The 26,455-nt window shown below is 33.1% G+C and carries 22 protein-coding genes and 2 rRNA genes; 15 read left to right on the top strand and 9 right to left on the bottom strand.

Annotation, left to right across the window (positions count from 1 at the left end; translation table 11 throughout):
• Together CAP47_RS12275 and rrf are read left to right on the top strand one after the other, a co-directional pair.
• Positions 1 to 641: ribosomal RNA gene (locus CAP47_RS12275) — 23S ribosomal RNA — on the top strand; the annotation flags it as partial.
• A gap of 76 nt (positions 642 to 717) precedes the next feature.
• Positions 718 to 825 (top strand): 5S ribosomal RNA (gene rrf, locus CAP47_RS12270).
• Positions 826 to 991: 166 nt separating this feature from the next.
• Here rrf and gldA read toward each other — a convergent pair.
• Complete coding sequence (gene gldA, locus CAP47_RS12265) at positions 992 to 1,888, bottom strand: gliding motility-associated ABC transporter ATP-binding subunit GldA (RefSeq protein ID WP_100776880.1); 897 nt, start codon at positions 1,886 to 1,888, stop codon at positions 992 to 994.
• A 124-nt stretch (positions 1,889 to 2,012) separates the two neighbouring features.
• Between gldA and CAP47_RS12260 the strand changes: the two genes are divergently transcribed.
• The 7 genes from CAP47_RS12260 to queA all read left to right on the top strand — a co-directional run bounded on the left by CAP47_RS12260 (position 2,013) and on the right by queA (position 7,474).
• Positions 2,013 to 3,101, top strand: coding sequence for a bifunctional 3-deoxy-7-phosphoheptulonate synthase/chorismate mutase type II (locus CAP47_RS12260; RefSeq protein ID WP_100776879.1), 1,089 nt, complete (start codon positions 2,013 to 2,015; stop codon positions 3,099 to 3,101).
• Complete coding sequence (rsgA, locus tag CAP47_RS12255; RefSeq protein WP_100776878.1) at positions 3,102 to 4,049, top strand: ribosome small subunit-dependent GTPase A; 948 nt, start codon at positions 3,102 to 3,104, stop codon at positions 4,047 to 4,049.
• 5 nt (positions 4,050 to 4,054) lie between these two features.
• Positions 4,055 to 4,498: a D-aminoacyl-tRNA deacylase gene (gene dtd, locus CAP47_RS12250; RefSeq protein WP_100776877.1), complete on the top strand. Its 444-nt coding sequence runs from the start codon at positions 4,055 to 4,057 to the stop codon at positions 4,496 to 4,498.
• Between the two features lie 33 nt (positions 4,499 to 4,531).
• On the top strand, positions 4,532 to 4,858 hold the full coding sequence (locus CAP47_RS12245; RefSeq protein ID WP_100776876.1) for a nucleotide pyrophosphohydrolase: 327 nt from the start codon (positions 4,532 to 4,534) through the stop codon (positions 4,856 to 4,858).
• Positions 4,858 to 5,109, top strand: a complete 252-nt coding sequence (locus CAP47_RS12240; RefSeq protein WP_100776875.1) for a hypothetical protein — start codon at positions 4,858 to 4,860, stop codon at positions 5,107 to 5,109. Before CAP47_RS12245 ends, CAP47_RS12240 begins: the two co-directional genes overlap by 1 nt.
• A complete protein-coding gene (gene aroA, locus CAP47_RS12235) occupies positions 5,102 to 6,337 on the top strand; it encodes a 3-phosphoshikimate 1-carboxyvinyltransferase (RefSeq protein WP_100776874.1) in 1,236 nt (411 codons plus the stop codon). Before CAP47_RS12240 ends, aroA begins: the two co-directional genes overlap by 8 nt.
• A gap of 87 nt (positions 6,338 to 6,424) precedes the next feature.
• Complete coding sequence (queA, locus tag CAP47_RS12230) at positions 6,425 to 7,474, top strand: tRNA preQ1(34) S-adenosylmethionine ribosyltransferase-isomerase QueA (protein ID WP_093242259.1); 1,050 nt, start codon at positions 6,425 to 6,427, stop codon at positions 7,472 to 7,474.
• A gap of 85 nt (positions 7,475 to 7,559) precedes the next feature.
• Here queA and CAP47_RS12225 read toward each other — a convergent pair whose 3' ends face one another.
• On the bottom strand, positions 7,560 to 8,678 hold the full coding sequence (locus CAP47_RS12225; protein WP_100776873.1) for a TlpA disulfide reductase family protein: 1,119 nt from the start codon (positions 8,676 to 8,678) through the stop codon (positions 7,560 to 7,562).
• A 136-nt stretch (positions 8,679 to 8,814) separates the two neighbouring features.
• Between CAP47_RS12225 and CAP47_RS12220 the strand changes: the two genes are divergently transcribed.
• Positions 8,815 to 11,181 carry a GAF domain-containing protein gene (locus tag CAP47_RS12220; RefSeq protein ID WP_100776872.1) on the top strand — a complete coding sequence of 789 codons (2,367 nt, stop codon included), beginning with the start codon at positions 8,815 to 8,817 and terminating at the stop codon, positions 11,179 to 11,181.
• Here CAP47_RS12220 and CAP47_RS12595 read toward each other — a convergent pair.
• Positions 11,173 to 11,472, bottom strand: coding sequence for a Pycsar system effector family protein (locus tag CAP47_RS12595; RefSeq protein WP_317042718.1), 300 nt, complete (start codon positions 11,470 to 11,472; stop codon positions 11,173 to 11,175). The two genes, CAP47_RS12220 and CAP47_RS12595, sit on opposite strands and share 9 nt — an antisense overlap.
• Positions 11,473 to 11,497: 25 nt before the next feature.
• Positions 11,498 to 12,355, bottom strand: coding sequence for an HD domain-containing protein (locus tag CAP47_RS12215; protein WP_317042717.1), 858 nt, complete (start codon positions 12,353 to 12,355; stop codon positions 11,498 to 11,500).
• 95 nt (positions 12,356 to 12,450) lie between these two features.
• Between CAP47_RS12215 and CAP47_RS12210 the strand changes: the two genes are divergently transcribed.
• On the top strand, positions 12,451 to 16,170 hold the full coding sequence (locus tag CAP47_RS12210; protein WP_100776871.1) for a metallophosphoesterase: 3,720 nt from the start codon (positions 12,451 to 12,453) through the stop codon (positions 16,168 to 16,170).
• Here the strand turns inward: CAP47_RS12210 and CAP47_RS12205 are convergent.
• Together CAP47_RS12205 and CAP47_RS12200 are read right to left on the bottom strand one after the other, a co-directional pair.
• Positions 16,167 to 16,919: a C40 family peptidase gene (locus CAP47_RS12205; protein WP_100776870.1), complete on the bottom strand. Its 753-nt coding sequence runs from the start codon at positions 16,917 to 16,919 to the stop codon at positions 16,167 to 16,169. The genes CAP47_RS12210 and CAP47_RS12205 overlap by 4 nt on opposite strands.
• Positions 16,920 to 16,939: 20 nt before the next feature.
• A complete protein-coding gene (locus CAP47_RS12200; protein ID WP_100776869.1) occupies positions 16,940 to 18,118 on the bottom strand; it encodes an acetyl-CoA C-acyltransferase in 1,179 nt (392 codons plus the stop codon).
• A 109-nt stretch (positions 18,119 to 18,227) separates the two neighbouring features.
• On the opposite strand from CAP47_RS12200, the gene CAP47_RS12195 reads away from it, so the two are divergent.
• The 3 genes from CAP47_RS12195 to rpsA all read left to right on the top strand — a co-directional run bounded on the left by CAP47_RS12195 (position 18,228) and on the right by rpsA (position 22,977).
• A complete protein-coding gene (locus CAP47_RS12195) occupies positions 18,228 to 20,270 on the top strand; it encodes an HD family phosphohydrolase (protein ID WP_100776868.1) in 2,043 nt (680 codons plus the stop codon).
• 4 nt (positions 20,271 to 20,274) lie between these two features.
• The gene (cmk, locus tag CAP47_RS12190) at positions 20,275 to 20,979 is read left to right on the top strand and encodes a (d)CMP kinase (RefSeq protein ID WP_100776867.1); all 705 of its coding nucleotides are present in this window, start codon (positions 20,275 to 20,277) and stop codon (positions 20,977 to 20,979) included.
• A gap of 168 nt (positions 20,980 to 21,147) precedes the next feature.
• Positions 21,148 to 22,977, top strand: coding sequence for a 30S ribosomal protein S1 (gene rpsA, locus CAP47_RS12185; protein WP_100776866.1), 1,830 nt, complete (start codon positions 21,148 to 21,150; stop codon positions 22,975 to 22,977).
• Between the two features lie 85 nt (positions 22,978 to 23,062).
• Here the strand turns inward: rpsA and CAP47_RS12180 are convergent, their stop codons facing one another.
• Together CAP47_RS12180 and CAP47_RS12175 are read right to left on the bottom strand one after the other, a co-directional pair.
• Positions 23,063 to 23,446: a protease complex subunit PrcB family protein gene (locus CAP47_RS12180; protein ID WP_192870001.1), complete on the bottom strand. Its 384-nt coding sequence runs from the start codon at positions 23,444 to 23,446 to the stop codon at positions 23,063 to 23,065.
• A gap of 232 nt (positions 23,447 to 23,678) precedes the next feature.
• Positions 23,679 to 24,089 carry a DUF4293 domain-containing protein gene (locus tag CAP47_RS12175; protein WP_093241606.1) on the bottom strand — a complete coding sequence of 137 codons (411 nt, stop codon included), beginning with the start codon at positions 24,087 to 24,089 and terminating at the stop codon, positions 23,679 to 23,681.
• Between the two features lie 181 nt (positions 24,090 to 24,270).
• On the opposite strand from CAP47_RS12175, the gene rho reads away from it, so the two are divergent.
• Entirely contained in the window at positions 24,271 to 25,992 is a 1,722-nt protein-coding gene (gene rho / locus CAP47_RS12170; RefSeq protein WP_100776864.1) for a transcription termination factor Rho, read from the top strand.
• Between the two features lie 89 nt (positions 25,993 to 26,081).
• On the opposite strand, the gene CAP47_RS12165 is transcribed toward rho, so the two are convergent.
• Positions 26,082 to 26,453 (bottom strand): hypothetical protein, encoded by a 372-nt coding sequence (locus tag CAP47_RS12165; protein WP_100776863.1) that lies wholly within the window; start codon positions 26,451 to 26,453, stop codon positions 26,082 to 26,084.
• Positions 26,454 to 26,455 lie beyond the last annotated feature (2 nt).

Below are 26,455 nucleotides of genomic sequence, written 5' to 3'. Positions count from 1 at the left end.
TGACTGGGGTGGTCGCCTCCAAAATAGTAACGGAGGCTTCTAAAGGTTCCCTCAGTACGCTTGGTAACCGTGCGTAGAGTGCAATGGCATAAGGGAGCTTGACTGAGAGACCCACAAGTCGATCAGGTACGAAAGTAGAGCATAGTGATCCGGTGGTTCCGCATGGAAGGGCCATCGCTCAAAGGATAAAAGGTACTCCGGGGATAACAGGCTGATCTCCCCCAAGAGCTCACATCGACGGGGGGGTTTGGCACCTCGATGTCGGCTCGTCACATCCTGGGGCTGGAGAAGGTCCCAAGGGTTGGGCTGTTCGCCCATTAAAGTGGCACGCGAGCTGGGTTCAGAACGTCGTGAGACAGTTCGGTCTCTATCTACAGTGGGCGTTAGAAATTTGCGTGGATCTGACTCTAGTACGAGAGGACCGAGTTGGACAAACCTCTGGTGTATCTGTTGTTCCGCCAGGAGCATCGCAGAGTAGCTACGTTTGGCAGGGATAAGCGCTGAAAGCATATAAGCGCGAAACCCACCACAAGATGAGATTTCTTTAAAGGGTCCCCGTAGACTACGGGGTTGATAGGCTACAGGTGTAAAGGCAGTAATGTCACAGCCGAGTAGTACTAATTACCCGAAGGCTTATAATAGCTAGCTCTTTTATTTATAAATAGAAAATGATTGTATCTGTATTTTATCTTATCTGATATGTTGATATTAATGACTTAAGGTGGTTATAGCAACGAGGCTCACCTCTTCCCATTCCGAACAGAGAAGTTAAGCTCGTTAGCGCCGATGGTACTACTAACGTGGGAGAGTAGGTCGCCGCCTTCCTTTATATACTAAAGCCTGTAAGAGATTCCTTACAGGCTTTTTTGTTTTACTTCATTTTGTCTTTAGATAAAATAGAATAAAAGACTACTATCAATTAATGAATTATTAAATAAAAAAAGCCGACTTGCGAGAAGTCAGCTTCTTGAATAAATATTTTTGATTTTCTTTACGAAGTCAATTCATGAAATAAGTCTTCTAAGCTTTGATTAATTCTAGTCATGTTTAAGATTTTAAGATTATGCTGTGATGCGTAATCAAAAACTTGACTTCGTTGATCTTCTATTGTGTCAAAAACCAAGTAATAATGATTTTCACCTTGTGGTTGAGCTTCAACAAGGTATTCTAAATTATTTAGTTGTGAAATTTCTATTTCAGTGTTGAATTCAACATCTATTATTTGCTGATTTGAACTTTGTTGTAAATCAGTTAAAGATTGATCTTTTACAATTTCACCCTTTTTTATAATCACAACACGATTGCAAATGGCTTCAACTTCTTGCATAATATGCGTTGATAAAATAATCGTTTTATCAATAGATATTTTTTTAATCAAAGCTCTGATTTCAACCAATTGATTCGGATCCAAGCCTGTTGTTGGTTCATCTAAAATAAGAATTTTGGGATCATGTAAAAGAGCAGCAGCAATACCAACGCGTTGTTTGTAACCTTTGGAAAGTTGGTGAATTTTTTTGTTAGCTTCTGGTGTGAGTTGTGTGAGTTGGATAACTTCTTCAATGCGTTTTTTATTAATTTTAAATATATCCGCATTAAATTTTAAAAATTCACGCACGTACATTTCATCATATAACGGATTTTGTTCAGGTAAATACCCAAGCTGTTTCTGTATATTGAGCTTATCAGTATTAATATTCTTATCAATTACATGTACTTCGCCTTCATCAGCGGTTGCAAAACCAGTTAATATTTTCATGAGAGTCGATTTTCCTGCCCCATTTGGGCCGAGTAAACCAACAATTTCTCCTGTTTTTACAGAAAAATTAATGCCTTTTAAAACATGTTGATTTTGATATGATTTGTGTAAATTTTGAATCTGAATGTCCATCTTTCCATATTTTAAATCAATGATACTATTTTTTGATTAAATGATAACTAATTAATTTCTAAAAGCTATGATTTGTCTTGGCTTATTGATTTTATAATTTAATTTTGTTGCTACAACAAAACTTATGAAGAACGATAAAAGTATTAAAAACTGGCTAAAAGAGTTTCAGCTCAATCATCCGCTTGTTATTGCAGGTCCGTGTAGTGCTGAAACAGAAGAGCAGGTTTTAAAAATTGCACATGAACTCAAAAACACTGATACAAACGTGATGCGTGCCGGTATCTGGAAACCAAGAACAAGGCCAGGAAATTTTGAAGGTGTTGGCGCAATAGGTTTAGAGTGGCTTAAAAAAGCAAAAGAAGAAACGGGTTTAAAAATTGCGACTGAAGTAGCGAATAAGACTCATGTGGATCTTGCGCTTAAAGCTGATGTTGATGTTTTATGGATTGGTGCCAGAAGTACAGTAAGTCCTTTTATAGTTCAAGAAATTGCAGATGCACTTCAAGGAACAGATAAAATTGTTTTAATCAAAAATCCAGTTAATCCTGATTTGGCTTTGTGGTTAGGCGCTGTAGAACGATTCTATAATGCTGGTGTTAGAAATCTCGGCGTTATTCACAGAGGTTTTTCAACTTATGAGAAAATTAAATATCGCAATAATCCAGAATGGCAAATTGCTGTTGAATTACAAAAGAATTTTCCAGATTTACCGTTGATTGTTGATCCTTCTCACATTGCTGGTAATCGTGATTTGGTTTTTGATATTTGTCAAACTGCTTTAGATCTAAATTATGACGGGTTAATGGTTGAAACACATCATACTCCTGATAAAGCTTGGAGTGATGCTTCACAACAAATTACACCTACAACGCTTGATCAAATGACAAAAGACTTGAGAATTAGAAAAAAATCTGGTGAATTAGCATTTAATGAAGAAATGTTGAGATTACGCTCTAAAATTGATGTTGTCGATGATCAGATTTTTGAATCTATCAGTAAACGCATGAAAATTGTTGATCAGATTGGCGAACTCAAAAAAGAAAATAATGTTGCTATTTTTCAGCCTGAACGTTGGAATGCAATTTTGGATAGATTAACGACCTATGCAAAAGACATTGATTTATCAGAAGATTTTACAAATCGCTTTCTCAAAGCAGTTCATCAAGAATCTATTCAGCATCAACATAAGATTATTAATAAAGAAAACAAATAAATGGAAGGTCGTGTTTATAAATCAACAGGAAGCTGGTACTTTGTTAAAGATAATGATGGTGATTTTGTAAAAGCAAAATTAAAAGGCAAATTTAGAATAAAAGGTCTTAAAAGTACAAATCCAGTTGCTGTTGGTGACCTTGTTAATTTTGAAATCGAGAAAACAGGTGATGAAGCTGTAGGTATTATTGATGAAATCAAAGAACGCCATAATTACATCGTTCGTAAGTCTGTTAATCTATCTAAGCAAACACATATTTTAGCTTCTAATATAGATATGGCTTTTTTATTAATCACGTATAATAACCCGCCAACCAGCACAACTTTTATTGATAGATTTTTGGTGACAGCTGAAGCTTATCATATACCAGTCACACTTTTATTTAATAAAGTTGATTCTTATGAATTAGAGGAGTTTGCCGAAATGAAATTTTTAGCAGAAGCTTATAGAGAAATTGGTTACGAATGCATCGGAATTTCTGCTTTAACAGGTAAAAATATCGATCAGGTTAAAGAAATTATGACAGGCAAAACCTCATTGGTTTCTGGTCATAGTGGAACAGGTAAATCAACTTTAATCAATGCTTTAGAGCCAGGCTTAGATTTAAAAACTTCACAAATTTCAGAACAGCATTTACAAGGTCAGCATACGACAACTTTTGCTGAAATGTTCGACTTAAGTTTTGATGCACGCATTATTGATACACCAGGAATCAAAGGTTTTGGAGTTGTTGATATTGATAAAAACGAGTTAGGCGATTATTTCCCTGAGTTTTTAGCTCTAAAACAAGAGTGTAAATTCAATAACTGTTTACATATAGACGAACCGCATTGTGCTGTTAAAGATGCTTTAGAAAAGGATGAGATTCATTATTTTAGGTATCAAAGTTATTTGCAAATTTTAGATAGTGAAGATGATAATTACAGAAAAGATCAATATCAAAGTTAATACTTATGAAGGCTGTTATACAACGTGTTAAAAAATCTAAAGTAGAAGTTGAGGGTGAAAATATAGGAGAAATCAATCATGGTTATTTGGTTTATTTAGGAATTACACATTCCGATACAAAAGAGATTGCTGACCAATTTATTGATAAACTTTTAAAAATCAGATTGTTCCCTTCTGAAGGAAAAGCGATCAATGCCAATATTTCTTCAGTAGAAGGAGAAATACTCGTGGTGAGTCAATTTACTTTATACGCATCCACTAAAAAGGGAAATCGACCAAGTTTTATGGATGCTGCAAAACCAGGTCTTGCTGAAGAATTGTATAACTATGTTGTTGAGCAACTTCAAAATCAATACCATAATAAAGTTGCATCAGGTGTTTTTGGCGCTGACATGCAAGTCAGTTCAATAAATGATGGACCAATAAATATTATACTCGATATTGATTGAGTTTATTAAAAATGTTTAAATTTATAATGTATTATGAATATAGAAGATGCCCAAAAAGCAGTTGATCATTGGATTAAAGAGCATGGTGTTCGTTATTTTGATGAATTAACAAATATGGCTCAACTCACTGAAGAAGTTGGAGAAGTAGCCAGGATTATTGCTAGACGTTATGGTGAGCAAAGCGAAAAAGAAAGTGATAAAAAGAAAGATTTAGGTGAAGAGCTAGCCGATGTTGTTTTTGTTGTACTTTGCTTAGCCAATCAAACAGGAATCGATCTTCAAGATGCTTTTGATAAAAAATTAGATTTAAAAACCAAACGTGATCACGATCGTCATCACGCTAATAAAAAATTAAAGTAATGTTTCAAAGAGTTGTTAACTACGAAGGATTTTGGAAATCGGTATTTTTACTTGCAGGCATGTTTTGTGTCGTTTACATCATCATAGATTTCTTTTTTACAAATAATTCTAATTTTGATGTTTACACAATTGAGCACGTTGGTAAATTGATTTTAGGAGGTATTGCAAGTGGTTGCATTTATGGTTTTATTGTTAGCTATTTCAAGTTTAAAGGAAAAATTAAAGAACAAGCACGTAGAGAAGATGATTAGCCTCATATTGAATCAATTGGTGGATCAGGCCGATATTCAAATTACAGGTTCAAAAAGTGAATCTAATCGTTTATTTGTTCTTAAGCATTTATTTAAAAATCTTGAACTTCATAATTTATCTAATAGTGACGATACGCAACATCTTGAAAATGCACTAAAACGCTTTGATGATTCTTCAGAAATCATTGAAATTGACGTTGAACATGCTGGGACTGCAATGCGTTTTCTCACTGCATTGTGTGCTGTAACTGATTCTGAAACTTTCATTTTAAAAGGGAGTCAGCGCATGCACAATCGACCTATCTCGGTTTTAGTTGACGCTTTAAGAACTTTAGGCGCTGATATTTCTTATCTCGAAAAAGATGGATTTCCGCCTTTAAAAATTAAGGGCTTAACACTTAAACAAGATAAAGTTTCTATTTCAGGAGCTGTCAGTAGTCAATACATTTCAGCATTAATGCTTATCGCTCCTAAATTAGAGAATGGGTTGCATTTACAAATTGAAGATCAATTGACTTCAAAGCCTTATGTCAAAATGACACTTCAAATTTTGAATAAAATTGGTGTTCAATATGAGAAATCTGGTGACAAGATAAATATCCATCCTTTGAAAGAAGTTAAACCTATAGCATTTCATATTGAATCAGATTGGAGTTCTGCTTCATATTTTTTTAGTTTTGTCGCTATTTCTGATGATTTAAAAATTAAATTATCAAATTACCGTCAACAAAGTTTACAAGGTGATGCTCAACTCATTAAGTTTTATCAAAAATTTGGAGTCGGTGTCGAACAAATAGGAGATAAGCAGCTTATGCTTTATAAGAAGAATAAGGTATATCCTGATTTCTTAAAATTCAATCTTATTGAAACACCAGATCTAGCTCAAACAATAGCTGTGACTTGTTTAGCTTTAGGAATCGATTGTGAATTATCAGGCTTAAAAACTTTAAAGATTAAAGAAACCGATCGTTTAATTGCTTTAAAAAATGAATTAGAAAAATTTGGAGCAGAAGTTGAAATCAATCTTTCTCAGTTAAAAATGAAAACGCCAAGTGTTTTAAATTCTGATGTTGAAGTTTATACTTATCAAGATCACCGCATGGCAATGGCTTTCGCGCCGCTTTCATTATTAATTCCTATAAAGATTAAAGATGAAAATGTGGTCTCAAAATCATATCCAGAATTTTGGAATGACCTCAAAAAACTTGGTATTTCAATAAAAAGTTAAAATTTAATAAAAATATAAGTCAGAATACTTGACAACCGCTATGCGCAAAGCTTATATTTGCAAATTCGAAAAAACACTACTATGGGAATGAAATTATCTCAATTCACTTTTGAATTGGCTGACGACTTATTAGCAGAACATCCAGCGGAGCACCGTGATGAATCTAAATTGATGGTTATTGACAGAAAGACAGGAACCATTGAACACAAGATGTTTAAGGATCTTATCAATTATTTTGATGAAGATGATGTCATGGTTTTCAACGACACAAAAGTTTTTCCCGCACGTTTATACGGGAATAAAGAAAAAACTGGAGCGAGAATTGAAGTTTTTCTGTTAAGAGAGTTAAATCCTGAAACGCGTTTATGGGATGTTTTGGTTGACCCAGCTCGTAAAATCAGAATTGGAAATAAACTTTACTTCGGAGAAGATGAGAGTTTAGTTGCTGAAGTTATTGATAATACAACATCTCGTGGTCGTACGTTACGTTTTTTATATGATGGTTCTTACGAAGATTTTAGATCTAAAATGCGTGAGTTAGGAGAGACACCTTTACCGAAATATATTAAAAGAGATGTTTCTCCTGAAGATGAAGAACGTTATCAAACAATTTATGCAAAAAATGAAGGTGCTGTAGCTGCACCAACTGCAGGTTTGCACTTTTCAAAGCATTTGATGAAGCGTTTAGAAATTAAAGGCGTTAATTTTGCAGATGTTACTTTACATATTGGATTAGGAACTTTCAACCCTGTTGAAGTCGAAGATTTATCTAAACATAAAATGGATTCAGAAGAAATCTGTATTGAAAAAGAAGCAACTGAAATTATCAACAGAGGTTTAGATGAAAAGAGAAGAATTTGTGCTGTTGGAACAACTGTTATGCGTACTTTAGAAAGCGCTGTAAGTTCAAATCAACGCTTAAATGAATATGAAGGTTGGACAAATAAATTTATTTTCCCTCCTTATGATTTCAGTATAGCAAACTGCATGGTTACAAATTTCCATATGCCTAAATCAACATTATTAATGATGATTTCTGCTTTCGCTGGCCATGAATTAATGGAGAAAGCTTATAAGGAAGCTGTGAAGGAAAATTATAGATTTTATTCTTACGGTGACGCTATGTTGATTATCTAATCAATTTCAAATAGTCATCAGTTTTAATCATAAAAAAAGGCTCTGAATTTTCAGAGCCTTTTGATTTTATGAAACTTATTAAAAATTAATCTAATAATTCAGCAACTTTATCTCTTAATTGTTGACCTCTTAAATTCTTTGCAATAATTTTTCCTTCCTCATCGATTAAGTAAGCGCGCGGAATACTTCTAACACCATACAATTTTGCAATAGGATCATTCCAAAATTGAAGGTTAGAAACATGATGCCAATCTAATTTATCATCTTCAATTGCTTTTAACCAACGGTCTTTTTGATTTGGTCGATCAAGTGAAACACCAATAACATCAAAACCTTTGTCTTTATAGTCATTGTAGATTGCAACGATATTTGGATTTTCAACACGGCATGGTCTACACCAAGAAGCCCAAAAATCAATCAATGTAACTTTTCCCATAGCATCATCTAAAGATAAAGTTCCCCCATCAGGTGTTGGTCCTTCAAATTTTGGAGCAAAAGCACCGATATCAGTCGCTTTTACTGAAGCTAAGTTTTTATTAATACTTCTGCCTAACTCTGTATCTTTAACTTCTGGCGTAAGTGTTGCTAATAATTTTTTAGATTCTTCAACTGGTAAAGATTTCTGAGAAAGAAAATCATTAATAATCAACAGACTCACAATTGAGTTAGGGTTCGTGTTGACAATATGTTTTCTATAAGCTATGTTTTCTTCTTTAAATTCATTGAATTTTGCCATTTTTTGAGAAAATTCTTCTTGATTGTTTTGAACTTTTGCTTGCGTGATTTCTCCTTGTAAATTATTGATTTTAGTTGCAAACCCCATTTGCTTATCAAGATACTTTGACATTTGGTCAGTTTGTGGACCGCCTGTGATTTTTGAATCTCTTAAGTTGTTTTTGTTTAACTCAATTTCTACATCGTGACCTTCATTGATGAAGATTAAGTTCTGTCTGTCTAGACCTTCAACGCTTAACAAGAAAATTTCTTGATGATTTGGTTCTGGTAATTCTGAAGCAAAACTATTTTGTTTAACTTGGAAAGTATCAACAGCCTGAATACTTTGAGATTTACCTAATTTACTGAGATAGATGTTTGTTCCATCACTGAGATCGTCTGCAGTTCCTTTAATTTGGGTATCAGGAGTTTTTTCACAGCTCTGCAATAGAGCACTGCCAATAAGACATATCGATAATAACTTACGCATAAAAATATTTTTTTACAAAGTTACATTTATAAAATTATTTTCCTTACAAAAAGGTTTAATAAGGTGTTAATGTACTTGCTTGTATGAAGGGTGGATGCAAAATTTCGTACTTTTGTAGATCTTACCATTTGTAGCTATGAAACAAAACTATCAATTTCCTTTTAAAATTTCTGTTAGCTTTAAAAAAGTTATTCAGTTGTATGAAGATCGACTTCGCACTGAGAAAAATCCGATTGCTAAAGATTATATCAAATCTTTGCTGGATTACATCAGTAAATATCCCGAACTTCTAGAAGGTGTTGATATTGATGAGAAGCTTAAATCGTATGATGATATCATAAAGGTTGTCCTCGATGATATCTTTCCAAATATGCTTTCGAATAATGAGATTAAAGCGGCTACTGTACCTTTTATTCCTACAATTTTCTGTAAATCTGATCGATTAGATAAGATTTTATCAGAGGCTGGAAATGATTACGAATTATCACCAAGAGACTTTAACATAGAACTAAATTATATTTTTGCTTGTGTTATAATTTTAAATGAATATTATGGTTGTCAGATAGATTACAGAATACCTCTCTATTACGATATTCCAGATAAGGATGGAAAAATAAAAACTTATCGTCTTTTTGTTAACTCTGATTTTGTTGAAATTGAACCTTTAAATAAAGCTGTTGAAATTACAGATGAAGATGTTGATTTATTAATGTCAAACCCTAAAGATATTGCTTTATGGGAATCATATTTTCCAAAAAACTCTTGGCATTTTAAAGGGTTTACACTTTTTAGCTTTTCAGATGTCACTATTGATGAGCAAGTTTCTAGACTTAAAACGGTACTCATTAATAACAGTTTAAAAAATGATACTGTTGTTTATGATCAACTAACATCAGTTTTTCGTAATATGTTTAATGTGGATGATCTTGAGTTTGGTTTTACTCTCTTTAATCAAGAGAGAAAAACGTTCAATGTCATCGATAGTGAGAAAATTGAAAGTTTTATATTAGGTGATTTGTTTTCTGAAAAATGTGAAAACGTAATTTGTCAAGATTCATTGAAGAATTTGGCAGAAAAAGGAGATTACTTTTGTATTTCTGATGTTGAGAAATATGCAAGCCAACATAGTGATATGCAGCTTTCTCAAAACTTGCTTTCTAAGGGTTTTAAATCAGTTATATTGGCGCCTATTTCAAAAGGAGATAATATTATTGGTATTCTTGAAATAGTTGCTCGCCAGAAAAATCAATTAAATCAGATCAATGCGATTAAACTTGATGCTGTTCTTCCTTATTTATACGCTTCTGCTGAACGTAACAAAATTGAACAACAAAACCGCGTCAAAGCTGTTATACAAAACAAATGTACTTCAATACATGAAAGTGTTGAGTGGAGATTTGAGAGAGAAGCACACAAATATATAGAGGCAAAAGATAAAGGTGAAAATTATGAGTTTGATGATATAATCTTTGATGGTGTCTTCCCACTTTATGGTCAAATTGATATTGTCGCTTCGTCTGAAGAACGTAATAAAGCGATTAAATTTGATTTGAGTAAGCAGCTCAATATTATGTTGGATATTTTTAAAGAGGCTAATGATTTGTCTTCTTTACCTATATATGAACATTCGATTTTTAGAATTAGAGAGTATTTAGATAAAATAAAAAATAGTTTTACAGCTAACTTAGAGCAACGTGTTTCTAGTTTGATTTTTAATGAACTCGATCCAGTACTTGACCATATTCTTGAAACTGAGCCTAGTCTTGACAAAAAAATACTTTCTTATAACCAACTTTTAAGTCAAGACAATAATTTAATTTATGAACGCCGAAGCGCTTTTGATCATACTGTTCATGAAAGTAATGAAAAATTGGCTGAGTATATCGACCAAAAACAAAATGAAGCTCAAAAGATATTTCCACATTACTTTGAGCGTTATAAAACTGACGGTGTTGAGCATAATCTTTACATAGGTCAAAGCATTTCGAGTTCTCAAAAGTTTAGTCACGTATTACTGCAAAATCTGCGTTTATGGCAACTTCAGGTGATGTGTGAAATGGAAAATGAATTTTATAAAATTCAAGATCACGCTGATTTACCACTTCAAGCTGCCTCCATGATATTGGTTTTCAATTCTCAATTATCTATCCGTTATCGTATGGATGAAAAGAAGTTTGACGTTGATGGGACTTATAATGCAAGGTATGAAGTGATTAAGAAAAGAATTGATAAAGCATTAATCAAAGACACTGATGAACGTGTGACTCAAAAAGGTAAAATTGCGATTATTTACACTTCATCAGAAATGAAAAAAGAATACAAGAAGTATATTTCTTACCTCCAAAGCAAAAACTATATTTCAAAAGAAGTAGAAGATTTAACGCTTGAAGATGTTCAAGGCGTTTCAGGTTTGAAAGCTTTACGTGTTGAAGTCTGCTATCACACTGAAGAAGATGAGAAGCAAACGATTAGTTACGATGAGTTGATGAAGCAATTACATTAAGTAAAAGGCAACGATAAAGCTCATCACTGAAATAATAATTCCTAATAGAAAAACTGTATAGGTGATACGCAACAGTTTATATTTCCTTTCTAATACAATACCGAGGTAGTAGAGGTCTTTCGTTAAGGCCTCATAAACATAATCTTTATCATCGATAATTTGTTTGATTCCCCAATGGTAATCATCAAACTTCATTTTATGGAAGTTTCCAAAAAACAAGATATTGACTTTGCGCTCTTTAACTTCTTCCTTGCTAAACTCACCAGATGTTACATTTGGCTTTGTTGACATAATAGACAAAATAATAGCCGCGACACTAAAAATAACCAATATTAAAGTTGGGGATCATTAAGTGCTGATTTGATGGATTATCTAGCTTAGGAATGATATTAGATAAAGCAAGAGAAATAATAATCGCATTAACAGAGAGGAGAATATTCGCTTTTGTATCTGCAATATCACTCAGCTTAATGTGATTACGAAGTGTAATTCTGAAAAGCGTTTGAATACTTCTTTCAGGATTTTCATTTTTATATTTGGCCTTATATTTGGCTTTAACTTCTTCTTTTCGATATTTTTTCTTGATCTTATTTTTCTTTTTGATCAAGTCCATCAGGTTTTCTTCCTTTTTTGCAGACCATTCTTTAATAGCGTAGGTAGAGTAAAATTTATGTTTGTTGGAAAGCATATTGATATTCTCCTCACGCCATTCTCTCGTATTGTAGTTTTCTTTACCTAATCGCTGAAATTCTTGTCTAAGTAATTCTGAAATTTCTTTAAAATCATCTGAGGCTAAATGACTTGAATCCGCATCTCTAATAATTTCTTCCTCTATAGATTTTGGGACTGCATCAACCTTTGTTGCTCTTATGCAATTAACAACTTTGGTAATAAAATCAGGTGTTTGATCTATCGTTTTTAAAAATTTCTCAGCAATTCTAACACTTTCTTCTTCATGATTTTCGTTAGTTACAGTGTATCCGAGATCATGAAGCCAAGCTGAAACTATAATAACTTCCTCTAATTCAGAATCAATTTCCGTGTGTTCAATGATCTCTTTTGCAGATTCAACAACACGTTTTGTATGATTAATATTATGATATAGATATGCTTCAGAAATATCATGTATTAATAATTTTTGTGCAAAAGCTTCTGTCTTGTCAATAGTGCTCATGAATTAGATTTATGATGTGCCATAAAAGTATAAAAATAAAGTCATAATCAACTCAGATTTTACTATTTTAGTGATGATTTTGTAATCTAACAAATATGAATAAAATATTACCTCTCATCAGTCTTTTAATGTTGATGTCTTGTGCTAATTATCAATTGAGAATTAAGGATGACTCCAAAAATGATATGATTGATTTCAAGCAAAATGAAATTGCTAATAGATTGATATTGATTGGTGATACAGGTAATTCAGTTAAAGGTAGAACCACTGATGGCCTTAAAGCTGTTGAGTATTACATTGAAGAAAATGAGCATCGTCATGCTGAAAAAATTATCATCTTAGGTGATAATATTTATCAAAATGGAATGCCACCTAAAGATCATAAAACCAGAGAAGAAGCTGAAAAAAGACATAAAGCGCAACTTGATGTTTTTCAAAAATTTGATGGTGATGTTATTTTTATTCCTGGAAACCATGATTGGCGTCATAAAATTCCTGGACTGATTGAGCAAAAAGAGTTCATGGAGGAATACACTGATAATGATCCTAAGTTTCTATGGAAGCCTGATATTGGATGTGGTATTGAAGGTTATGATCTCAGCGATCAACTTTATTTATTGATTCTAGATTCTGAGTGGTTTTTGCAAAATTGGGATAAAAATCCTGATATCAATAAAAATTGTTCAATCATCAAAACAAGAGAGCAATTTATAGAAGAATTCGAAACTGAATTAAAGAAAAACCAAAATAAAACAGTTTTGGTAGCGATGCATCACCCGATTCATTCAAGTGGAATTCATGGTGGGAAATATGAGTTAACTAAGCATTTATTCCCATCAGATAAAAAAATTCCATTGCCATTTTTGGCAACGCTTGCTAATGTTTTGAGAGCCAACGGAGGAATTTCTAAACAAGATATTCAAAATGCATTATACCAAAGTTTAACAAAACAGCTTGAAAGATATGCGGAAAAATACGGAAATGTTATTTTTGCTTCTGGCCATGAACACAATTTACAATATTTAGAAGCAGGAGAGACAAAACAAATTGTGAGTGGCTCTGGCTCAAAAGTATCTTTTGCTAAATTAGGTCGATACTCAGAGTTTGCATATCCTACACAAGGCTTTGCAGAATTAACAGTCCTCAAAAATGGTGCTTCTTACGTACGTTTTTATAAATATGAAAATGCTAAAGCAGTACCTGTTTATCAACAACAAATCAATCCACCGCATTATCTCGATGAAGAAATAGACTATGAAGAATCTAAGAATCAATACGTCACAAAAGCGATTTATGAGGATATTTCCTTAGGAGATTCCAAAGCTTATAAAAGCATTTTCGGTGAACATTACAGAGCGCTTTATTTCAAAAAAATGAAGTTTAAAACTGTTGACCTTGACACGCTCTATGGTGGCTTAACGCCGATACAACTTGGTGGCGGCGATCAAACGAATTCACTTCGTATGCAAGATGAAAATGGGAAACAATATAACATTCGTCAAATCAAAAAAGACGCAGTTCAACTTTTACAATCTAATGTTTATGAGGATGAATATTTAAGAGATGAATTTGACCATACATTAATAGAAAATGTTCTTGAAGACTTTATGACGGCTTCACATCCGTTTGCTTTTATGACGGTTCCAGTCATGGCCGAGACCGTAGGTGTTTATCATACCAATCCTGAAATTTATTATATTCCTAAACAAAAGGCTTTAGGGAAATTTAATAAAGAACATGGTGGTTTTATTTATATGGTTGAAGAACGGCCGCAAGATGATTGGTTAGGTGCTGATTTTTTTGGTTCACCGAATCATGATATCGTCAGTACCAGAAAATTTTATGACCATCTGAAACGTGATGAAAAATATAGAGTGGATGAGAAGCAATACATCAAATCAAGAGTATTTGACATTTTGATTGGTGATTTTGATAGGCATGCTGATCAATGGCGTTGGGCAGAGACTAAAACTGAAGATAAAACACATATATTCTCACCAATACCAAGAGATAGAGATCAGGTATTTGCAAGTTTTGATGGTGGTATTTTTGATTTGGTTCGTTTAATGGCAAGTTTCCCAAAATCTTATCAAACTTTTTCTGATGATGTGGATTATTATAAATGGTATTCATTTAATTCTAGAAGTCAAGACAGAAATTTATTAAGAAATTCTTCTAAGAAAGATTGGATGACAGCTGCAGAATTTATTCAAGAAAAAATAACTGATGATGTTATTGAAAAAGCTTTTGCTCAAATGCCAAAAGAAGTGAAAGGTGAAACCAATGATAAATTGATAACAACTGTTAAGAAAAGAAGGGATAATCTCGTTCATATTATTTCTCAATTTTATGATGTTATTGCGAAATATCAGGTTGTTATCGCGACAGATAAAGATGATTTTATCGATCTTGAATTTGTTAATGATCGAGAAGTTCAATTAAAAATCTATAGAAATATAAAGGGTGAAAGAGAGGATTTATTTGTTGAAAATACTTATACAGATGAGTTGACTCAGGAACTTTGGATTTATGGTCTTGATGATGATGACATATTTACAGTAACGGGTTCTAATAAATCTAAAATAAAAATCAGGCTAATTGGCGGTCATGGTAAAGACACTTACAATGTTGGCAAACAAAGAAAAGTTATAGTTCATGATTATAAGTCTTCAAAAAGTGAATTCTCTGATGATTTTAAAGCAAGAAAGAAATTATCAGATAACTATGAAGAAAATGTTTTTTTAAGAGGAAAAACAATTCATAACACGAGAATGACTGTCCCTAATTTTGGTTACAATCCTGATGATGGTTTTTTGATTGGTGGATTAGCGACTTTTAGGCATAAAGGTTTTTATGGTGAAGATTATACAACACAACATAAGATTAAAGCAGGTTTTTATTTTGGAACACAAAGTTATAATTTGTCCTACGAAATAGCTCACGCAGATATTATTGGTGATTTTAACGGATTTGCAGGCGTATCATACAAAAGTCCAAGTTTTGCTCATAATTTTTTCGGCTATAGCAATACAAGTATTAATAATGAAAGTGATTTTGGTAAAAAATACAACCGCGTTAGATTAAGAGATTTACAGGCGAGCATTGGTTTAAGAAGAGAATCTAAATATGGTAGTTTTTACGAGTTAAGATTGAATTACAACGCTTTAAAAGTCAAACGATCAGGAGGTCGATTTATCGATGCAATAGGTGATGACTTAGAACTTAGTGATGAAGACTTCTTCTCAAATCAGCATTTTTTAAGTGCAGAGACAACTTACCAATATGAAAGTTATGATGACAAACTTGCACCGGCAAAAGGAATGAATTTTGATTTAAACGCTGGCTTCACACAAGACTTAACCAGCTCTGATAACTTTTTTAGCCTAAACCCATCACTTGAATTTTTTAATCCATTATCTCAATCACGTCGCTTGGTTTTAAGAACTCAGGTTCAGTCACAATTGAGATTTAAGGAGGGTTTTAATTTTTATCAAGCAGCTCACTTAGGTGCGCAATCTGGATTAAGAGGTTATAGAAGAGAAAGGTTTACTGGAAAATCAACACTTGCTGGTAATGCAGATATAAGATATGTTTTTAATGAAATTCGCACATCATTTTTACCTCTTCAATTAGGTGTTTTTGGAGGAGGAGATGTAGGTCGAGTATGGGTTCCAAATGAAGACTCAAGCAAATGGCATAATTCTTATGGAGGAGGATTTTGGATAAATGCAGCTCAAATAGCAAGTGGGCAATTTAATCTTTTCCACGGAAAAGATGGTTTCCATTTTTCATTTGGTCTGGTGACGAAATTCTAATTGGCATATGTTTTTAAAACTCTTAATTGATGTGAATAAGTTCGTGTGTCAACATTAAAAATACCAGTGTGGTCAATCCTGTCAACGCGAACTTTTCCATGTGCATGAATAATGTAATTATCACCCATCAAGATTCCGACATGAATAATATTTCCTTCTTGGTTATCGAAAAATGCTAAATCTCCAATTTGAGTTTCTTCAATAAATGAAAGTGTTTGTCCCTGAAGTGCTTGTTGAGAAGCATCACGATGAAGCATAATGCCATTAGTTTTATAAACCATTTGAGTCAAACCACTACAATCAATACCAAATGGTGTTTTTCCACCCCAAAGATATGGAGCATTGAGGTAAAGCATCGCTGTATCTAAAAGCTGAGATCTCATGAAGTTTTGACCTGTTTGAAATCTTCCTTCAAAATGGTGATTTAAGATTTGAGAAGCTGCAACATTAGAGCCAGCACAAATGCTGAGGACTTGTTGTTCATTAAGATTAACAATATCGATCAAGTCAGCTGAATATGCAGCATCATTATGGCAAGTCTCATAAATTTCTTCAGTAATAAATTTAGCTTGTTTCTTGTCAATCCAGCCTTCATAATGATCAAATGCAATACGGATTCTGACCCATTTTTTACGTTCTTCTATAATTTTGAAATGATCACCATAAAGTAATTGTGTTACCATTTCTGAAGCATCATTAGCTTCCGATCTCACAGGAACGATGCTGAGTTTGCAAATTCCGTATTGCATTTGAATATAATTTAAATTAATTAAGCTCTTTCTAAAACGACAGCAGAGGCACCACCACCACCATTACAAATACCAGCGGCACCAAGTTTTGCATTATTTTGCTCTAATACGTTCAGTAAAGTAATAAGGATACGCACACCAGAACAACCAAGTGGGTGACCCAACGAAACAGCGCCACCATTGACATTTACTTTACTTTCATCAATATTAAGAAGTTTTGTGTTAGCAATACCAACGACAGAGAATGCTTCATTAAATTCGAAATACTCAATATCTTCAATTTTTAAATTTGCCTTTTCAATTGCTAAAGGGACAGCTTTTGCAGGAGCGGTTGTGAACCATTTTGGCTCTTGAGCAGCATCAGCATAACTTTTGATAGTAGCTAAAACTTTAAGACCAAGTTCATCAGCTTTTTCACGACTCATTAATACCATTGCACCTGCACCATCATTTATTGTTGATGAGTTTGCAGCAGTAGCAGTTCCTTCTTTAGAAAATGCAGCACGAAGGTTTGGTATTTTATCGAGTTTGATATTTTTATATTCTTCATCTTCTTTGAAAATGATAGGTTCTCCGCGACGTTGAGGAATTTCAACAGGAACAACCTCATTATCAAACTTTCCTTCTTCCCAAGCTTTGGCACTTCTTTTATAAGATTCAATCGCAAAAGCATCTTGATCTTCACGAGAAATATTATGTTCAGTGGCGCATAAGTCAGCGCAGGTTCCCATAGCTTCTTGACTGTAAGCATCTACAAGTCCATCTTTTTGTAAACCATCTACCATTTGAGCAGGACCAAATTTTTTGCCTTTTCTCATAGGTAAATAATGAGGAATCATACTCATGTTTTCCATGCCGCCAGCAACGACAACATCAGCATCACCGAGAGCGATAGACTGAGCAGCTTGCATAACAGCTTTCATTCCGCTTGCACAGACTTTATTCACTGTGGTTGCAGGAACCTTATCAGGAATGCCAGCACCAATAGCAGCTTGACGTGCAGGAGCTTGACCGTTGTTAGCTTGCACAACATTTCCCATTAAAACTTCGTTGACTAATTCTGGTTTTAAATTGATTTTATCTAAAGCACCTTTGATCGCGATTGAGCCAAGTTTTGTAGCGGGAATTGAAGATAAACTTCCTAAAAAACTCCCGATTGGCGTACGCGCAGCGCTTACTATAACGACTTCTTTACTCATGTTTTATTTTTTTACGATTGCTGCTAAATTAATGATTTTTAAAAGAACAAACGAATTATAAATGAAATGACTAATTTTTTTCTAATTTTGAACCACCAAAACAGGCTAAATGAAGTCTAAGCTAGACATACTTTACACAAAACAATCTTTGATTTACAAAATATTTTTGTTCTTAATCAGTGTTTTTTTAATTGTTTATTTCTTTCCGATACAAGGAAAATTTAAGTATGAAATAATCAAAAATAAGCCTTGGCAGTATGAAAATTTATATTCTCCATTTGATTTTGCAATCTTAAAATCTGATCAAGAATTAAAGTCAGAAAAAGAGCAAATCAAGGATAATCATATTCCATATTATATATATAATGTTGCTAAAGCAGATTCCATCTGGAAAAACTGGCCGAAAGTCATTTCACCACATCAAGATTCGTTGATTAGCGCAATGGCAGACAGAAGTTTTGTTGATACAATTATTAAAAATGTTTACAACTATGGCATACGCGTTGAAAGTGAAGATTTTGATGAAAAACAACTTGTTTACCTTAAAAAGAATATCAGATTACAAGAAGTAACCCTTGACAAGATTTTAAAACAATCTGATTTAGATCGTTATTTAGATCAAAAATTATCTAAATTCAGTTATGCTCAGTCAGCAAAATTGAAACCTATTTTTTACGATATTCTTTCTCCTAATGTTGAGTATGATAAAGAATTTAATCAACAAGTCTTAGAAGATGCTTATAAAAATATTTCGCCAACGCGTGGAAGTGTTTCTAAAGGGAGTAAAATTATTGCTAAAGGTGAAATCATTGAAGGTGAAAAATTACGAAAACTGAACTCTCTCAAAAATGAATATGAATCACAAGATTTAGACATGACAAGCTATGTCACAATCTTGATTGGTTATTCATTACTTGTTTCCTTGGCATTGCTCATGTTGATGTTGTTTTTGAGTAAATACAGAAATGATATTTATACAAATAACAACAAACTCACCTTTATATTTTTTAATATTCTCTTTATGGTTTTTCTCACCTTAGTTGTGATGAAAATCGGGTATGAGTACATTTATATTGTTCCACTTTGTATTTTACCATTAACATTGAAGGCGTTCTTTGATGCGCGCTTAGGCTTGTTCTCACATGTTGTTACAGTTTTGATTCTCGGCTTTGTGGTGCCTAATAGTTTTGAGTATATGTTTTTGCAAATTGTAACAGGTATTGTTACAATATTGACAGTTTCAGAACTTTATAAAAGAGCAAATCTCTTTATCTCTGTGGCGCAAATTACAGGTGTTTATATTTTTGCTTATATGGCGTTTAGCATGATTCAAGATGTTGATTTTGTCGATATCAATTACACAAATATGATTTATTTCATTCTTTGTGGTGTTGGTTTATTATTTGTGCAGCCTTTGATTTACACATATGAAAAAGCTTTTGGTCTAGTATCAGACCTTTCATTATTAGAATTATCAGATACCAATTCTAAATTACTGAAGCAATTGGCTGAAGTTGCACCTGGAACTTTTCATCATTCACTAAACGTTGCGAATTTAGCTGAAGCTGCCGCAAATGAAGTTGGTGCTAATGCTTTACTTGTAAGAGTTGGCGCGCTTTATCACGATATTGGTAAGATGAAAAACCCTATTTATTTCGTTGAAAACCAAACAACAGATGTCACGCCTCACGACGAGCTTTCTCCTCATGAAAGTGCTAAATTGATTGTGAATCATAGGTTAGAAGGAATTGAATATGCTAAAAGATATAAGCTTCCAGATCGTATAATTGATTTTATAAGAACACATCACGGCACCACAAAGGTTTATTTCTTTTTTAAGCAAGCACAAGAAAATGCACCTGAAGGTGTACGTATTGATCCAAAAGATTTTCAATATCCTGGTCCAAAACCTTTCAGTAAAGAAACAGCTATTTTGATGATGTGTGACAGTGTTGAAGCTGCGAGTAAAAGTTTAAAATCTCCAAACACTCGAATTATTGATAATTTCGTAGAAAAAATTATTGATAAACAAATTGAAGATGATCAGTTTGAAAATGCTGATATTACCTTTAAAGATATACAGCAAATCAAAAAGATTTTAAAAGCTAAGCTGAATAACATTTATCATTTACGTATTGAATATCCAGATTAAATTTATGAAAAAAATCACCATTGCCATTGATGGACATTCATCAACAGGGAAGAGCACAGCAGCAAAAGAATTGGCTAAAGCACTGAATTATATTTATGTCGATACAGGAGCAATGTATCGCGCCATGACTTATTTTGCTTTAAAAAATGGTTTTTTTGAGAATAATGTTTTAAATGAAACAAGACTTATTCAATCTTTAGATGATGTTGATTTGAGTTTTGAATATGATCAATCCAAAGAGAAAAGCATCATCTTATTAAATGGTGAAAATGTTGAAAATTTTATTCGTCAAATGGATGTTTCTAACAAAGTTAGTTATGTTGCTAAAATTCCTGAAGTAAGACATAAACTCGTTAAGATTCAACAGAAGATAGGAGAGAAGGGAGGTTTGGTTATGGATGGTCGTGATATTGGAAGTGTAGTTTTCCCTGAAGCTGAACTCAAAATATTTATGACAGCCACAGCAAATGAACGTGCAAAAAGACGTTTTAATGAATTAAAAGGAAATAATTCTGATTTAAATTTTGATGAAGTTCTTGCTAATGTTCAAGAACGTGACTTGATAGATTCTTCTCGTGAAACCTCTCCGCTTATACAAACCGATGATGCCGTAAAGCTTGACAATACGAACTTGACAAAAGAAGAGCAAGCTGATGTATTATTGAAATTAGCTAAAAAACAAATAGAAAAAGTTAACACGACTTCTTAATAAAAGAATCTAATTGTTTGGGTATCAAAATTTAAGTTGTATTTTTGCAAAACTTTTGGGAGTGGTTTAGAGTTTCCTAAAAGTATTGATAAAAATCATTTAACAATCTTTTGTTGGTTGCCACGTAAAAATTCAGAACTGACAAAATACAAATTTTAATCACAGCATATGGCTGAAGATTCAAAAAAAACAGAGCAACAAGACGTTGCAAACACAGAAGCACAACAATCTACAATCGAAGCTTCTGAACAACAAAAAAATCCTAAAGAATTTCTTGAAAACTTCAACTGGCACAAGTATGAAGAAGGAATTGATGAAGTTGCAGATGAGCAGTTAGATCAGTTTGAGAAATTAGTTGAAGAGAATTTTGTTGACACACTTCATAACGAAGTTGTTCAAGGTAAAGTTATCAAAATTACTGACCTTGACGCAATTATTGACATCAACGCAAAAAGTGAAGGTGTTATTTCTTTAAACGAATTTAGATACAACCCAGACCTTAAAGAAGGTGATATGGTTGACGTTCTTATTGACATTCGTGAAGATGAAGAAGGTCAATTAATTCTTTCTCATAGAAAGGCTCGTGTTATCAGAGCTTGGGAGCGCGTTAATTTAGCACAAGAAGACGGAACTGTAGTTAACGGTTTAGTTAAGTGCAGAACTAAAGGAGGAATGATCGTTGACGTTTTCGGCATCGAAGCTTTCTTACCAGGTTCTCAAATTGATGTGAAGCCTATTCGTGACTACGATGCTTACGTTGGGAAAAACATGGAATTCAAAGTTGTGAAAATCAACCACGAATTTAAAAACGTTGTTGTTTCGCATAAAGCACTTATCGAAGCTGATATTGAAGAGCAGAAGAAAGAAATTATCGGTCAATTAGAAAAAGGTCAAGTCCTTGAAGGTGTTGTTAAAAACATTACTTCTTACGGTGTATTTGTTGATCTTGGAGGTGTTGACGGATTAGTTCATATTACTGATTTATCTTGGTCAAGAATCAACCACCCGAACGAGGTTGTTGAGTTAGATCAAACATTAAACGTTGTAATTTTAGACTTTGATGAAGATAAAACAAGAATTCAACTTGGTCTTAAACAATTGAGCAAGCATCCTTGGGAAGCGTTAGATGAAAACATTAAAGTTGGTGATGTTGTGAAAGGAAAAGTCACAGTTATCGCTGATTATGGTGCATTCATCGAAGTTGAAGAAGGTGTTGAAGGTTTAATTCACGTTTCTGAAATGTCTTGGAGTACGCACTTGAGATCTGCACAAGATTTCGTAAATGTTGGTGATGAGATTGAAGCAAAAATCTTAACACTTGACCGTGAAGAGCGTAAAATGTCACTTGGTATTAAACAAATGACACCAGATCCATGGACTGATATTACAACTAAATATCCTGTTGGTTCTAAACACACAGGTGAAGTTAGAAACTTTACAAACTTTGGTGTTTTTGTTGAATTAGAAGAAGGAATTGACGGATTGATTTACATCTCTGATCTTTCTTGGACTAAGAAAATTAAGCACCCATCAGAATTCTGTAAAGTTGGTGATAAGTTAGACGTTGTTGTTCTTGAACTAGATGTTGAAGGACGCAAGTTAAGCTTAGGTCATAAGCAAACAGAAGTGAACCCTTGGGATAAATACGCTGAAGAGTTTGCTGTAGGAAGCAAGCACACTGCTGAAATCACTGATATTGTTGATAAAGGTGCAACCATCAAGTTTAACGATGATGTCACTGCATTTGTTCCTTCTCGTCACTTGATTAAAGAAGACGAAAGCAAGTTAACAAAAGGTGAATCAGCTGACTTTGTAATCATTGAATTCAATAAAGAATTTAAGAGAGTTGTTGCTTCGCATACTGCTATTCATAAAGAAGAAGAGCAAAATATTGTTAAGCAAGCTCAGCAAAAAGCTAAAACTGAAGAGAACAAAACTACTCTTGGTGATGCAAATGCTGAATTACAAGCGCTTAAAGATAAAATGGAAGGAAAGTAAGAAGTCCTTTTTAATAGCTAAAAAAGCCTCTCAAAAATTTGAGAGGCTTTTTTTGTTAGGTATTTATTGATAGATAAAATTACATTTATTTTCGAAGACGATCTGTAGTCTCAAACTCAATTACTTTATCAGTCTTAGGGATTTTTGCAATATAATAAGGTTGGGTCATCATACTAGTCGCAAGGCCGCGAGGACTCGTTTCTTCAACTTTGATAATGACTTGATTATCCTTTTGAGTGATCTCTTTAATTTTTATGGAATGTCCACCAGAGTTTTTCACTTCACTAAATAACGCGATGATCATTTCGTTCTTAAAATTAACTGGATCCATCTTTATACGTTGATCGTTGATGCTATTCATTTTTTCTTCTAAGGCATTCCAGTCTTCTTGGTTTTCAATCACATGGTAAGAACCATTAATGCCTTCTTCGCCATTACCAGTGAGTTCAGATTGATGGATAATTGTCATATTTTCTGTTGATGGGTCTTGATAGCTTTTGCAACTGATGCCTGTTATGACAAGGCTTAGTACTATTAATTTCTTTAACATATTTAGTTTTTATAAAAGATTATAACACTTAAGATAATACAAATGTATGTTTGACTATCTTAATTCTTACATAAAATTAAAAATTATAATTTTAAAATAAAAAAACCCCGAATAAACGGGGTTTTACACTAAATACACTAAGATTCGAGGCTTAACGGAAACGATCAACAGATTTTACAAGGTCTTCATCCTTTTTAATAGCTTTATTAGCTATCACAATAAAAACGATAGAAATGATAGGAAGAAGAACCCCAATACCCTTCTCAGAAAAGCTTGATTCTCCAGGTAGGTTTAGCGATCCATAAACGAAAATGCCTACTAAAACAGCGTTCAATAACATATTTAAACGTCCTAAGACGAATTGTAGTTGTCTATTTTTGTATTTAAAAATACTAATCAGTGCAAGCAATGCACTTGCATAAAATAAAATACTTACAATCATATAAGTGTTATCGCCCAAAATATTATCAAAAATAAAGTCTGAAGCAGGCAGTAAATTAAAAATTACTGCGTTGAGGATAAACACAATTGTAAGATATAAGCTTTGTACTCTCTGTATCATTTGATGCAATTGAAATACAAAAATAGAAGATTATTTGACAAAAAATATTTAAAAATTAATTTTTTGTTGTATAATTGCATAGTCCAATGATTTACTTTGATGTAATTATTTCAAACACATCAATTTAACCCCTATTTTTTCTTCAAAAAAAATATCAAAAAAATAATTTCAATAATAGTCAATGTTAGAAATTAACGAATTAAAGGCGAAAAAACTCCCTGAGTTACAAAATATCGCCAAAGAGTTAGAAGTACCAAAATTTAGAAGTTTAAAAAAGTTAGATCTTATTTATCAAATTTTAGACTATCAAGCGAGCAATCCTGAAAAAGTCAAATCTGTTGTAAATAATGATTTTAATAAGTCTGAGAAAGATTCTTCTAAACCATCAAGTCAACCTAAAAAAGAAGCGCCTAAGCGTGTTCGTGTTAGTAAAAAGATGGAAGAGGAAGCTGAGCGTAAAAGTGAAGCAAATCAAACTCACAATGCTAAGTCTGATCATAAATCTAAGTCAGATCATAAGCCAAAGCCGTCTCACAATAAAGACACTCAAAAAAGGCAAAATAAGCCAAAGCCTGATTCTAAGGCTAAGTCTAACGATAAAGCTGATAAGAGAAATCCTAATCAAACTAAGGAATATCAGGAAAAACAACGTCGTGAAGATACCAAAGGAAGAGACAAGAATCAAAATCAAAAATCTTCTAAAAGTTCACAAAGTCATACTCATTCCAACTCTCAGAAAAACGGAAATAAAGACAGCCGTAATAAGTATAAGAAATCAGATTACGAGTTTGATGCAATTATTGAGAGTGAAGGCGTTTTAGATATGATGCCTGATGGTTATGGTTTTTTAAGATCGTCAGATTACAATTATTTGTCATCACCTGATGATATTTATTTGTCTCAATCTCAAATCAAACTTTTTGGTTTGAAAACTGGAGATACAGTTCTTGGACAAGTTCGTCCACCTAAAGAAGGAGAGAAGTATTTTCCGCTGATCAAAATTATTCAAATAAATGGCTTAGATCCGAAAGTGGTACGTGATCGTGTTTCTTTTGAGCATTTAACACCATTATTTCCTCAAGAAAAGTTCAATATCGCTGATCGACGTCCTTCAATGTCAACACGTATCATGGATATGTTTGCACCAATAGGTAAAGGTCAGAGAGGTATGATTGTTTCTCAGCCAAAAACTGGTAAAACAATTCTTTTAAAAGAAATAGCGAATGCTATAGCGGCAAACCACCCTGAGGTTTATCAATTGGTTTTATTAATCGATGAGCGCCCAGAAGAGGTGACAGATATGCAGCGCAGTGTGAAAGGTGAAGTTGTTGCTTCTACCTTTGACAAAGAGGCACACGAACACGTCAAAGTTGCAAATATCGTTATCGAAAAAGCAAAACGTTTGGTTGAATGTGGTCACGATGTTGTGATTTTATTAGATTCAATCACGCGTTTAGCAAGAGCATACAATACAGTGCAGCCGGCTAGTGGTAAAGTATTAAGTGGTGGTGTTGATGCAAATGCATTGCACAAACCAAAGCGTTTTTTCGGTGCAGCACGTAATATTGAAAATGGCGGATCTTTATCAATTATCGCAACTGCTTTAACGGATACTGGTTCTAAAATGGACGAAGTTATCTTTGAAGAATTTAAAGGAACTGGTAATATGGAATTGCAGCTTGATCGCAAGATTGCAAACCGTCGTATCTTCCCAGCGATTGATTTAACAGCGTCAAGTACAAGACGTGATGATTTACTTCTTGATGAAAATATGATTCAAAAAATGTGGGTGATGCGTAAGTATTTAGCTGACATGAATCCTATTGAAGCGATGGAGTTTATTAGCGATCGCGTTAAAAAGACAAAAACAAATGAAGAATTTATTGTTTCAATGAATAATTAATTCTTTATTAAAATAGTCTCGTTATTCGAGTCAACAAAAAAGGTCTTTCAATTTTGAAAGACCTTTTTTTATTTTAAGCGTAAACTTAATTATTGCCTTTCAAGCTTTTGAATTTGCGCAATTGAATCGCAATTTTCAATTTGAAGTTTATATTTTTCTGATGCATATTTAGATTCTAAAATATAAATTTTACAGGAATCTAAATCAGTTTGACTTTCTCCAAAATTTACAGTTGCATCTTGTAAAATGGTTTTATATTGACTTGTATCAATCTGGTAATGACTAAAACTTTGTAGCGCCTCAGATGAGTAACTTGCTTTTTTAGTTGAAATGTTTTTGATGACTCTCGCATCTAAACCATAATCACAAGACGTTTTTTTTCCTCCTAAAAAAAATAAAAGAATAATCACTCCAATAACTAAACCAATGGAGTAATAACCTAAGCGTTGAATAAATTTCATAT

The sequence above is a fragment of the Psychroflexus sp. S27 genome, from assembly GCF_002810405.1.
GTDB classification, from domain to species: Bacteria; Bacteroidota; Bacteroidia; order Flavobacteriales; family Flavobacteriaceae; genus Psychroflexus; species Psychroflexus halocasei_A.
Note: the sequence above shows the minus strand (reverse complement) of the source record. Positions and strands in the feature narration are given on the sequence as shown.